This is a genomic window from Bacteroides ihuae (genome assembly GCF_900104585.1).
In the GTDB taxonomy this organism is placed as follows: Bacteria; Bacteroidota; Bacteroidia; order Bacteroidales; family Bacteroidaceae; genus Bacteroides; species Bacteroides ihuae.
The window spans coordinates 1,024,630-1,037,762 of record NZ_FNVX01000005.1 but is presented as its reverse complement, the minus strand read 5'-3'; the positions used below and the strand labels follow the sequence as shown (position 1 = coordinate 1,037,762).

The window sequence follows — 13,133 nt, the reverse complement described above, 5'->3', positions numbered from 1 at the left end:
TTAATTATTAATATTATGTCTATTTTTATTCTTCTTCTATGGAAGGAACATCGTTGTTCAATATATCACCTGGAAGATTTTCATCTTCATCTAGTGGTATTTCTTCCAAACTCTCTGAGGTAACTTTACATACAGAACCAATTTGGTCATTACGCTTTTCCAAATTAATTAATCGAACACCTTGAGTAGCACGTCCCATAATTCTAACGTCTCCAACTTTAAGTCGAATGGTAATGCCCGATTTATTTATGATCATTAAATCGCTATCGTCAGTTACAGACTTAATTGTTACCAATTTTCCTGTTTTATCGGTAATGTTCATTGTCTTAACACCCTTACCTCCACGATTAGTCTTTCGATAATCTTCAATTTCAGAACGCTTGCCGTATCCTTGCGTGGAAACCACCATTATAGATTCAGTTTCAGCATCTTTGATGCAAACCATCCCTACAATTTCGTCTTCTCCATTTTCATCTAGAGTCATACCACGAACTCCAGTAGCTGTACGTCCCATAACACGAACAGCATTCTCGTTGAAGCGGATAGCACGACCATTTCTGTTAGCTATAATTATTTCATTTTCACCAGTGGTCATACGTACTTCAATCACTCGATCGTCTTCACGAATAGTGATGGCGTTTACTCCATTTAGACGTGGTCTGGAATATTGTTCCAATAGAGTTTTCTTGATAACACCATTTTTAGTACAGAACAATACGTAGTGACTATTTATATATGCTTCATCAGATAAATCTTTCACGCGAAGATAAGCAGTAACAGCATCATCCGAATCAATATTTAGGAGATTTTGAATTGCTCTACCTTTCGAGTTTTTAGATCCTTCTGGAATTTCATATACCTTAAGCCAATAACATTTTCCTTTTTGAGTGAAAAACATCATGGTATTATGCATGGTGGCTGGATATATGTGCTCTACAAAGTCTTCGTCTCTTGTTTCACTTCCTTTAGAACCTACCCCACCCCTATTTTGTGAGCGGAATTCTGAAAGTGGTGTGCGTTTGATATACCCCATGTGAGAAATGGTGATAATCATTTCATCATCGGAATAGAAATCTTCTGGATTGAATTCTTCGGATGAATAAACGATTTCTGAACGACGGCCATCACCATATTTAGCTCTGACTTCAAGTAACTCATCTTTGATTACTTTGCGGCAAAGATCATCGTCAGAAAGAATTCCTTCAAAGTAGGCAATTTGTTTCATCACCTCTTGATATTCGGAGTGAAGTTGGTCTTGCATCAGGCCGGTTAGCTGACGAAGGCGCATTTCAACGATAGCGCGGGCTTGAATGTCACTTAATTCAAATCGAGATATTAGTCCTGCAATTGCTTCATTAGGCGTTTTAGCAGCACGAATAATCCGAATAACTTCGTCAATATTGTCAGAGGCAATGATTAAACCTTCAAGAATGTGAGCTCTTTCTTGCGCTTTTCTCAAATCGAATTGAGTACGACGAATGATTACGTCATGTCTGTGCTCAACAAAATTGAGCACTAAATCACGCAAGTTAAGTGTTTTAGGACGACCATTAACCAATGCAACATTATTTACGCCAAAAGAAGTCTGCAATGCAGTCATCTTATAAAGCTTATTTAATACCACACTTGCATTAGCATCGCGCTTTATGTCAATAACGATACGCATACCATCGCGGTCTGATTCGTCATTTGCATTTGATATTCCTTCAATCTTCTTATCGTTAACAAGATCGGCTATTGCTTTAATTAGTTCAGCTTTATTTACGTTGTATGGAATCTCGGTAACTACAATTTTGTCATGCGTTTGTCCGGATTCTATTTCAGCTTTTGCTCGCATCACCACGCGCCCACGCCCGGTAAGATATGATTCGCGAACTCCGCTCATGCCATATATATAACCTCCGGTTGGAAAATCGGGAGCTTTTACGTAATTCATAAGTTCTTCGACCGTAACCTCCTTATTTTCCAAATAGGCAATACAAGCATCAATGGCTTCGGAAAGGTTGTGAGGTGGCATATTTGTTGCCATACCTACGGCAATACCAGATGCACCGTTTACCAACAAATTAGGTATACGGGTTGGCATCACTTTGGGTTCTACAAGCGTGTTATCAAAGTTTGGATCAAAATCCACAGTTTCTTTATAAAGATCCTGCATCATTTCTTCTCCCAATTTGTTTAAGCGAGCCTCGGTGTAACGCATAGCAGCAGGACTGTCGCCATCTACAGAACCAAAGTTTCCTTGTCCGTCTACCAATGGGTAGCGCATAGCCCATTCTTGGGCCATTCTGACCATAGCTAGGTATACAGAAGAGTCACCATGAGGGTGATATTTACCTAGCACCTCACCTACGATTCTGGCTGATTTCTTATAAGGTTTATCTGATGTATTTCCTAATTCCATCATACCATAAAGAATTCTACGATGAACGGGCTTAAATCCATCTCTAACATCAGGAAGAGCACGAGAAACAATTACCGACATAGAATAGTCTATGTACGATGACTTCATTTCTTCCTCAATGTTAATCTTTATAATTCTGTCTTGTTCAAGCATTTAAAAAGATTATTAATTTTACATTACATGGTCTATGAAAAACCACGCTAAAGTACTACTTTTTCACGATATACAAAAGTATTTTATGAAAAATATGACAGCATCAACAACTCCAGTCGAACATTTGTTGTTGGAAGTGCTTTTAATGGAAAAAGTAACTGCTCTTACTTGCTATCATTAATGCTTTCAGTGTTTTTTTAAGTCTGTGAATTTAGTTAATTAAGCACCATTGATCTTTTGACAAAAGGGAGTCACAGAGTGATGTTTGTAAATTTAGAAGATCACCCCCAGCAAGCCTTCTGAGAGGGGTTTGCTGAATTAACTACTTCAGCGCGGTGAATTAACTAGATCAGCGTGCTGAATTAACTACTTCACCACGCTGAAGTTATATCATAGCTGAGAATAGCGTCATTTGTAAATAATAAGAAATTATTGCATCTAACTGAAGATATTTATATTTAAAATTATGCAGTTTTATTGTGTAGAGCAATCAAAAATGGCATGAGATTTGTTGATACATTAAAGATGGTGAATTTTGTGCATACGTACAATTATTGCTTATATTTGCCATTCTTGTATACACTAACCTCTTATAGAAAGGAAATGCAATATGAATAATCAATTCTCACAGAAAGTTTCTGAGATCATCATATATAGCAAAGAAGAAGCCAATCGCCTCAAAAATGGCTATATAGGACCTGAACATTTTTTATTGGGATTAATTCGAGATGGTGAAGGAAAAGCCATTGAGATACTTTCCGGATTAAAAATTGATCTAACTGGATTAAAGAAGCGTATTGAGGGTATGTTGAAGCTATATCAGGATGAAATGTTGTTGCCTGACGCTGAAGTACCTTTATCTAATGATGCTTCAAGGATATTAAAAATGGGAATTCTCGAAGCACGTTTACTGAAAAGTAATGTGGCTGATACAGAGCATTTGCTATTAGCTATTTTGAAGGACAAGCATAATCTGGCAGCTACAGTGCTTGAAGAAAATGATGTTGACTATAAGAAGTTCTTCGAGCAACTGTCTTTGCAGCCTGATATTAACGCAGGCCTCGGTTTTACCGGGGATGATGATGAAGATGACGATGAAGTGGATGAGCCTCGTTCCCCGGGGAACAGCAATCCACAGCAAGAACGTCAGCAACAGGCCCAAGCTATAAAAAAGCCAGCTAATGATACTCCTGTGCTTGATAACTTTGGAACAGACATGACGAAAGCGGCCGAAGAAGGAAAACTAGATCCTGTTGTTGGTCGTGAACTAGAGATTGAGCGTTTGGCTCAAATCTTAAGCCGTCGCAAAAAGAACAATCCTATATTAATAGGTGAACCTGGCGTGGGTAAATCAGCTATTGTAGAAGGTTTGGCTCTTAGAATCGTTCAGAAAAAAGTTTCTCGTATTTTGTTTGATAAGCGGGTTGTAGCGTTAGATATGACGTCAGTCGTAGCAGGCACAAAATACCGTGGACAGTTTGAAGAAAGAATTCGTTCTATTTTAAACGAATTGCATCGCAATCCGAATGTTATTGTGTTTATTGATGAGATTCATACCATTGTAGGTGCAGGATCTGCTGCCGGGTCTATGGATGCTGCCAACATGTTGAAACCGGCTTTGGCACGTGGAGAAATTCAATGCATTGGCGCTACTACCCTTGATGAATATAGAAAAAATATTGAAAAAGACGGGGCTTTAGAGCGTCGATTCCAGAAAGTGATTGTAGAACCAACCACTGCTGAAGAGACTCTACAGATATTGAAGAATATTAAAGATAAATATGAGGATCATCATAACGTTAGATATACGGAAGCAGCTCTTGAAGCTTGTGTGAAGTTAACGGACCGTTATATTACTGATCGTAATTTTCCAGATAAAGCAATTGATGCGCTCGATGAATCGGGTTCACGGATTCACTTAACAAATATAAGTGTCCCAAAGGAGATTGAAGAGCAAGAAAAACTGATTGAGACAACAACAGCTCAAAAGAATGAAGCAGTTAAACTTCAGAATTACGAACTTGCTGCCAGTTATCGGGATAAAGAGAAAGAACTTTCGGAGCATCTAGATCAGATGAAAAATGATTGGGAAGCTACCTTAAAAGATAATAGGCAGACGGTTGATGAGGAAGATATTGCCAATGTAGTCTCAATGATGTCCGGAATTCCGGTACAACGCATGGCACAAGCCGAAGGCGCTAAGCTTGCAAGTATGAAAGAAGATTTGCAGTCAAGAGTAATAGCGCAAGACTCTGCCATTGAAAAGTTAGTTAAGGCTATTTTGCGTAGTCGTGTAGGTCTGAAAGACCCGAGCAAGCCTATCGGGACATTCATGTTCTTAGGGCCTACTGGTGTAGGTAAAACTCATTTAGCGAAGGAATTGGCTAAATACATGTTTGGCTCTGTGGATTCATTAATTCGAATTGACATGAGCGAGTTTATGGAAAAATTCACCGTATCCAGGCTTGTAGGAGCTCCTCCGGGATATGTGGGGTATGAAGAAGGTGGGCAGCTTACCGAAAAGGTACGTCGCAAACCTTACTCAATCATTTTGCTTGATGAAATAGAGAAAGCACATCCCGATGTATTTAATCTTTTGTTGCAAGTAATGGATGAAGGCCGATTAACTGACAGTTATGGCAAAATCGTAGATTTTAAAAATACTGTCATCATCATGACCTCCAATATAGGAACTCGCCAATTGAAAGATTTTGGAAGAGGTGTTGGTTTTGCTACAAATAGCCGTTTGAACGATAGAGAGTTTTCGCGAAGTGTAATACAGAAAGCTTTAAGTAAGTCATTCGCGCCCGAATTTCTAAACCGGGTAGATGAAGTTATAACGTTTGATCAACTCTCATTGGAAGCTATAATCAAGATCGTTGATATTGAGTTGAAAGCCCTTTATGGAAGGATTGAGACTATTGGGTACTCCCTTCAGCTTGATAATGCATCTAAAGAATTCATTGCCTTCAAAGGATATGATGTGCAATTTGGAGCTCGTCCTTTGAAACGTGCTATACAGACTTATTTAGAAGATCAACTTTCTGAATTAATCATCTCTTCTTCACTCTCTGCTGGCGATATTATTCGAGTAACAGTCAATGAAGAAAAAATTGAATTGAAAATGGTTATAGAAACACAAGGTAAATAATTTATTAACCGTCAAAATGTCAGGCTAGTCTAGTCTGGCATTTTTTTTGCGTTTATGAAAGTAAAATTACTATTATTAATCTAATAAATAAAATATTAAGTTATTATGCAAAAAGGAAATATTGGGGTAACGACAGAGAACATCTTTCCCATCATTAAAAAGTTTTTGTACAGTGACCATGAAATTTTCCTTCGGGAAATAGTTTCTAATGCTGTTGACGCAAGCCAAAAGTTGAAAACACTAGCTTCCATGGGCGAGTTCAAGGGAGAATTAGGTGATCTTACTGTTCGGGTATCATTAGCTAAAGATACAATAACTATCTCCGACAGAGGTATTGGCTTAACCACGGAAGAAATAGACAAGTACATCAATCAAATAGCTTTTTCGGGCGCTAATGATTTTTTGGAAAAATACAAAGATGACGCTAATGCCATTATAGGACATTTTGGACTAGGCTTTTACTCTTCCTTTATGGTGTCTAAGAAAGTGGAGATTATTACAAAATCACACAAAGAAGGTTCGCAGGCCGTTAAATGGAGCTGCGATGGCAGCCCAGAATTTACAATTACAGAGGTTGAAAAAGCAGATCGTGGAACAGATATTATATTATATATCGATGATGACTGCAAAGAGTTTCTTGAAGAAGCTCGTGTATCCTCTTTATTGAAAAAATATTGCAGCTTCTTGCCTATTCCGGTTGCTTTTGGCAAAAAGAAAGAATGGAAGGACGGCAAACAAATAGAAACGACTGAGGACAATATCATCAACGAAACAACTCCGCTCTGGATTCGCAAACCGGCTGAGCTTAAAGACGAAGATTATAAGAAATTTTATAGCGACCTTTATCCTATGTCTGATGAACCTTTGTTCTGGATTCATCTGAATGTAGATTACCCTTTCCACCTTACTGGTATTCTTTATTTCCCCAAAGTAAAGAGCAATATCGATTTGAATAAAAATAAAATTCAGCTTTATTGCAATCAAGTGTACGTTACCGACTCTGTTGAGGGCATAGTTCCTGATTTCCTGACACTATTGCATGGAGTGATAGATTCTCCTGATATTCCATTGAACGTTTCTCGCTCGTACTTACAAAGCGATTCAAACGTTAAGAAGATATCAGCTCATATTTCAAAGAAGGTTTCGGATCGTTTGCAAGCGATATTCAAAAATGATCGCAAACAATTTGAAGAGAAGTGGAACGATCTTAAGATATTCATCAACTACGGTATGTTGACTCAGGAAGATTTTTATGAAAAAGCCGAAAAGTTTGCTTTATTAGGCGATACAGATGGTAAATTCTATACTTTCGAGGAATATAAAACTTTGATTAAGGAAAATCAGACTGATAAAGAAGGCAATCTTATCTATCTGTATGCCAGCAATAAGGACGAACAATATAGCTATATTGAATCTGCTAAGAACAAAGGTTATAATGTGTTATTGATGGATGGACAGCTTGATATCGCTTTAGTAAGCACTTTTGAGCAGAAGTTTGAGAAAGCACGCTTTACGAGAGTAGATAGTGATGTGGCTGACAATCTTATTGTAAAAGAAGATAAGCAAGATTCTGCTCTTGAAGCACATAAGCAAGAAGCTCTTACTGTTGCTTTTAATAGCCAGTTACCTAAGGTTGAGAAAGTTGAATTCAGCGTAGTTGCTCAAGCTTTGGGTGAAAATAGTTTGCCGGTAATGATTACTCAAAGTGAGTATATGCGACGTATGAAAGAAATGGCCAACATACAAGCTGGAATGAGTTTCTACGGTGAAATGCCCGATATGTTCAACCTTGTTCTGAATACAGATCATAAACTTCTTAAATCAGTGTTGTCTGATGAAGAAAAGAATTGTACTTCATCGGTTGCTCCTATTCAAGCTGAAATAGATGTAATGGCCAATCGTTGCAACGATTTGAAGAAAGGCCATGAAGGAAAGAAGGAAGAAGAAATTCCTGTAGCAGAAAAAGACGAGTTAAGCGAATTGGATAAGAAACAGGATGAATTGAAAAAGAAAAAAGAAGCTGTTTTCGCCACATACGCTGGTAATAACAAAGTTGTACGCCAACTTATTGACTTGGCTTTGCTTCAAAATAACATGCTGAAGGGCGAAGCATTAAATAATTTTGTGAAGAGAAGTATTGAACTAATCTGATTGTTCTGTCTTTAATTATCACACTTACTACATTTCAAAAAGGCATTGCGGTTACAATAGATAAGCTGCAATGCCTTTTTTTATTATAAAAATGGACATCGACATAGACTAATTGAATATTATTCTATATATTTGAATATTTCGTTTAAATTAATAACAGCTAAATACTTAAGCAAATTTTATGAGGAAGTTTCTTGTGCTATTGCTCTGTCTCTTTACTAGTCTATCTACCATTCAGGCACAGAAAGTAGGGCTCGTGTTAAGTGGTGGTGGAGCCAAGGGCTTAACGCATATTGGCATTATAAGAGCATTAGAAGAAAACAGTATACCAATAGATTACATCACCGGTACCTCTATGGGAGCAATCATTGGTTCGTTGTATGCTATGGGATATTCGCCCGATGAAATGGAATCTTTGATACGATCTGATGATTTTAAACGCTGGTATTCGGGTCAAGTAGAAGAGAGTTATATCTATTATTTTAAAAAAAATCTTCCGACGCCCGAATTTTTTAACATACATCTTTCTCTCAAAGACCCAAGCATAAAACCAAAGTTCCTTCCCACGAGCGTTGTGAACCCTATACAAATGAATTTAGTCTTTATTGATTTATTTGCGCGTGCTACGGCCGCTTCCAAAGGAGATTTTGATGACTTGTTTGTACCCTTCCGCTGTGTCGCTTCTGATGTTTATAACAAAAAACAAATAATTTTAAGAAAAGGAGATTTGGGAGATGCAGTACGCGCCTCAATGAGCTTTCCATTTGTTTTTAAACCTATTGAGATAGATAGTGTTCTGGCTTATGATGGCGGCATCTATAACAATTTCCCTACGGATGTAATGCGTGATGATTTCAAACCTGATATTATTATTGGAAGCGTAGTGGCTAAGAATCCGACAAAGCCTGACGAGAATGATTTGATGAGCCAAATGGAAAATATGATAATGCAAAAGACTGATTATTCTATTCCTGATTCGGCGGGAATAGTAATGACTTTTAAATATGAAGATGTTAACTTATTAGATTTTCAGAGAATAGATGAGCTTGAAGGTATCGGTTATAATCGTACTATGGCCCTTATGGATTCGATAAAAACTCGCATTCATCGAAGAGTCAATCCCGATAATGTGCGTTTAAGACGACTAGTTTATAAAAGCAATTGCCCTGAATTACATTTTAAGAATATCTATGTAGAGGGAGCTAATAGTCAGCAACAGATTTATATTAAGAAAGAGTTTCATGAGTCAGAGGATAAAAAATTTAATTATGAAGATTTAAAGCGAGGCTATTTTCGCCTTCTATCGGGCAACATGATTTCTGAAATAATACCTCATGCAATCTTTAATCCCAATGACGATACGTACGACTTACATTTAAATGTAAAAATGGAAAAGAATCTTTCTATTCGCGTCGGAGGAAATGTGTCTACAACAAATTCTAATCAAATTTATTTGGGATTTTCGTACAAGAATTTGAATTATTACTCCAAAGAATTAACTTTCGAAACACATGTAGGTAAGATATACAACAATCTTCAGTTTATGGCCAAAGTTGATTTTCCTACGACAGTGCCTACATCTTATCGTTTTATCGCTTCCATAAGTAAATTTGATTATTTCAAGGAAGGTAAATTATTCTCAAGTAGCGATAATCCGGCATTTAATAGCAAAGATGAACGCTTCTTAAAGTTGAAAATGGCTCTGCCTTTCCTTTCAAGTAAGAGGGCGGAGTTTGGTATTGGAATGGCTAAATTTGAAGATAGATATTATCAGACTAATACAATTAATTTTAATGACGACAAAACAGATAAAAGCGTTTATAACCTTTATGGAGGATCGATTAGTTTTAATGGAAGCACTTTGGATTCTAGGCAGTATGCCACCCAGGGTTATCGTGAAGCATTAGTTGCCCAAATATATACTGGAAAAGAGTTTTTTCGCCCAGGTATAGCGTCTGAGTCTAAAACGGCAGCTAATCAAAATCAATCTTGGCTACAACTTTCGTATATGAGAGAAAGATATCACAAAATATCGTCGAAATTTACTTTTGGATGGTATGTTGATGGGTTGTTATCTTCAAAGAATTTTTCAGAAAACTATGTAGCGACAATGCTTCAGGCAGGTGAGTTTGCTCCAACACCGCATAGTAAATTGACTTATAATGATGCTTTTCGAGCTAATCAATATCTTTCAGGTGGAATAAAGCCGATTATTCATTTGAGCGACTTGTTCCATATAAGAGGGGAATTTTACGGATTTTTACCTGTTTTTCCTATAAAAGAAAATTCGATCAACAAGGCATACTATGGAAAGTCTTTCTCTGAGTTTGAATATTTGGGAGAAGTTTCTCTTGTCTGTAAATTACCTTTCGGGGCTATCTCAGCTTATGTAAATCATTATAGTTCACCAAGTAAGGATTGGAACATAGGATTAACAATCGGTTGGCAGCTCTTTAATTACCGTTTCATCGAATAATTTATTAAAAAACGCTTCAATCGTTTGTTAATTAGAAAAAAGAATGTATCTTTGCACCCGTTAAACAAATGGCCGCGTAGCTCAACTGAATAGAGTAGCTGACTACGGATCAGCAGGTTACAGGTTTGAATCCTGTCGCGGTCACATTCTGGTTAACTATTGGCCGCGTGGCTCAACTGAATAGAGTAGCTGACTACGGATCAGCAGGTTACAGGTTTGAATCCTGTCGCGGTCACAAAGAAGGGATGTCTAAATATAGGCATCCCTTCTTTGTGTAATATCCGTCTGCGAAATCTCTGCAAAATATAGGCTTTCTTTGAAGGAGAATTAAGCTTTTTTTGTAAAAGAACGATCAATATTAATAACTAATAAGGGGGTATCTGAATGAAAAATCATCTTTCGAGCAATGCTGGGATTAAACATACGAGCAAAAATATTCCGTTTATATGTGGTGAGTGCCAAAATATCAATATGATTTTCTTTTATGTAACTATCTAAGCTATTTAAAAAATCATCATTCATCACCACATCATAATGAATATCAATATTGGGATATTGTTTGCGGAAGTATTCTTTTATACCCGCTAATTTAATCTCATTCCAAGCATCCTTACTCTCAGATAGATGAATGAGAGAGATTGCTATATGAAAAGATTTTAAGGTATTTATAAATGAATCAAATGCAATTAAATCGCGTTGATCAAAATTAGTCAAAAAAGCAACTTTCTTTGCTTCGCTAAAATTATTTAATGGAGTATTTTCAGGTATGGCAAGTACTGTGGTTTTACTTCGTTCAAGAATTTCGGCAGTGACACTACCAATAAGATCAAGATCTTTTTGGCTTTTCCCTCTGGTGCCCATTACTATAATTCTAGGATTTTGATCTTTTGTATACCTTAAGATTTCTTCTTCTGGAATACCTTCTCGCAATACGCAGGAGAATTTAACTGAGGGTAATTCTCCGGAGGCAATATTAGCTTTGACTTTATCAGATAAAACATTCAGATCTGTATGTACTTTGTGAAGGGTATTTTTTACACTTTCATCATCAGTAATCTGATAACTAAAAACATCTCCATAAGGTAAGGATGAAGCATAGATTGGAGTAAAATATACATGGAGCAGCAAAACTTCAGCATTAAAAGCTTTTGCAAAATTGAAACCAAATTCACATGCTTTCATAGAATAAGCAGAAAAGTCAACAGGTATAAGAACTTTGTTCTGGACATCTACTTTTTCTTTGGGAGTAGGCTTCTCCCCCACTATATCTTCAGCTAGCCAAACAGAACTTTCTGTTATCTTAAGGGCACGGGGCAAATCACTTTCTTTTATTCTTAGACGAACCCCTGATGAAACGACAGGTTGTATCTGGTTTACATTATGAATATAAGTTTCAATGCCTTCATTTTCAAGCACATTCTTTAATATTTGAGCTTTAGTATAAGTCAGAATTGCTAAAGTAACCAATTTATCTTCCATAATAATAATAATTTATAGTAACATAAATATGACTAAGCTTTTATATTCAAATTGGGGCTTTAATATAAAATGGATTTATGCATGTGAGAATTCAGAAAATACTTCTTTTTCAATACTAAGATTTAGCTCATTGAGAATTTTTAAAGCTTTATCGAGCACAGTAGTATCATCAATCATCACTAACCCACCATCGGGGCCTGGTTCTAAGTGGATTCCTACACTTTTTCCTTCTTTAAAATTATGTCCACCAAAGAAGTTGCGCACAGTATCTACATTCAAACCTAATTCGTCAGCTATTCTATGCATGCTACCGCTTGGTAATGAATCTTTGATTTTGCGGAGTTCATTGAATGTTATTGTTCTCATGTCTCATTAAATTTATGGTTAATACTAAATAGCTTCGGCATAACGCTATAAACATAATATAAATAATTAATAAAAAAAAGTATTCAATCTTTTTTTTATTAATTATTTATATTCTTTCTATATCAGTAGATTTTACCCATCCCACTTTGCCATCTTCTAAACGAATCTCCTTCCAATCTTTCATGCTGTTGTCTTTTATAGTAGTTTTACTACCCTCATGAAGAATGAATAAGCTGGTCCCCGTTTCATTTGGAGTACTGCGTACAGTAACGCTAGGAGACATAACAATAGCAGCATTACGATTTTCTAATGTGCTTTTCTGATAAAAAGCGAAAATATTAGTCAAGATGGTCAAAAATAGAAAAAGCATAGCACCAATAAAACTCGTTTTCTTTATAAATATCCGTTTAGAGAAAAAGTATAAATACAAAGATACAATGAAGAGAATAAACAATATAATACCAAGGATACCCCAAGAATCCAGTCCTATACTATTAATTATTGCTTTAATCCAAGTAATAAAGAATAATTCAGGTATTGGTTCTACTTTGTCAATAGTCTTACCACGGGCTATTTCTAGATTTGCTCTAATATCAGTATTTCCTGGTTGAAGCAATAAAGCACGTTCATAGTTAAGAATCGCCTTTGCTATATCACCAGCCTTATAGTAGCAATTGCCTAAGTTGTAATAGACAGAAGTAGCTTCTCCTTTCTGCAACAAGGACTCATATATCTGAATGGCGTTAGTATAATCTTTTTTAATATATGCACTATCTGCACTTGCCTTTGTGCCATCACCAAGGTATCTTGTTCCAAGTTTAGAACTTTTAGCAACAGACATAGATTCAGCCTGAAGAGCTGAGTCATTTGATAAAGAGTCTTGGCTAAATGTTGTAATAGAGATTAATATACAAAATACTGAAAATAATATCCTTTTCATGATGTAATCTTTT

At 36.4% G+C, this 13,133-nt stretch carries 7 protein-coding genes and 2 tRNA genes; 5 read left to right on the top strand and 4 right to left on the bottom strand.

Translation table 11 applies throughout. The features are described from left to right. Positions 1-25 precede the first annotated feature (25 nt). A complete protein-coding gene (gyrA, locus tag BQ5338_RS09715; RefSeq protein ID WP_071146587.1) occupies positions 26-2,557 on the bottom strand; it encodes a DNA gyrase subunit A in 2,532 nt (843 codons plus the stop codon). A gap of 610 nt (positions 2,558-3,167) precedes the next feature. Here gyrA and BQ5338_RS09710 point away from each other — a divergent pair. From BQ5338_RS09710 to BQ5338_RS09690, 5 genes are all read left to right on the top strand, one after another. Further along, positions 3,168-5,708, top strand: coding sequence for an ATP-dependent Clp protease ATP-binding subunit (locus BQ5338_RS09710; RefSeq protein WP_071146586.1), 2,541 nt, complete (start codon positions 3,168-3,170; stop codon positions 5,706-5,708). Positions 5,709-5,813: 105 nt separating this feature from the next. Next, complete coding sequence (gene htpG / locus BQ5338_RS09705; RefSeq protein ID WP_071146585.1) at positions 5,814-7,859, top strand: molecular chaperone HtpG; 2,046 nt, start codon at positions 5,814-5,816, stop codon at positions 7,857-7,859. Positions 7,860-8,040: 181 nt separating this feature from the next. Next, the gene (locus BQ5338_RS09700) at positions 8,041-10,335 is read left to right on the top strand and encodes a patatin-like phospholipase family protein (protein WP_071146584.1); all 2,295 of its coding nucleotides are present in this window, start codon (positions 8,041-8,043) and stop codon (positions 10,333-10,335) included. Positions 10,336-10,405: 70 nt separating this feature from the next. Next, positions 10,406-10,479 (top strand) — tRNA-Arg (locus BQ5338_RS09695). 17 nt (positions 10,480-10,496) lie between these two features. After that, positions 10,497-10,570 (top strand) — tRNA-Arg (locus BQ5338_RS09690). Between the two features lie 92 nt (positions 10,571-10,662). Here the strand turns inward: BQ5338_RS09690 and BQ5338_RS09685 are convergent. The 3 genes from BQ5338_RS09685 to BQ5338_RS09675 all read right to left on the bottom strand — a co-directional run bounded on the left by BQ5338_RS09685 (position 10,663) and on the right by BQ5338_RS09675 (position 13,120). Then, a complete protein-coding gene (locus BQ5338_RS09685; RefSeq protein WP_071146583.1) occupies positions 10,663-11,814 on the bottom strand; it encodes a universal stress protein in 1,152 nt (383 codons plus the stop codon). Positions 11,815-11,889: 75 nt separating this feature from the next. Further along, complete coding sequence (locus BQ5338_RS09680) at positions 11,890-12,180, bottom strand: DNA-binding protein (protein ID WP_071146582.1); 291 nt, start codon at positions 12,178-12,180, stop codon at positions 11,890-11,892. A gap of 106 nt (positions 12,181-12,286) precedes the next feature. Further along, complete coding sequence (locus BQ5338_RS09675; protein ID WP_071146879.1) at positions 12,287-13,120, bottom strand: tetratricopeptide repeat protein; 834 nt, start codon at positions 13,118-13,120, stop codon at positions 12,287-12,289. Positions 13,121-13,133: the final 13 nt, after the last annotated feature.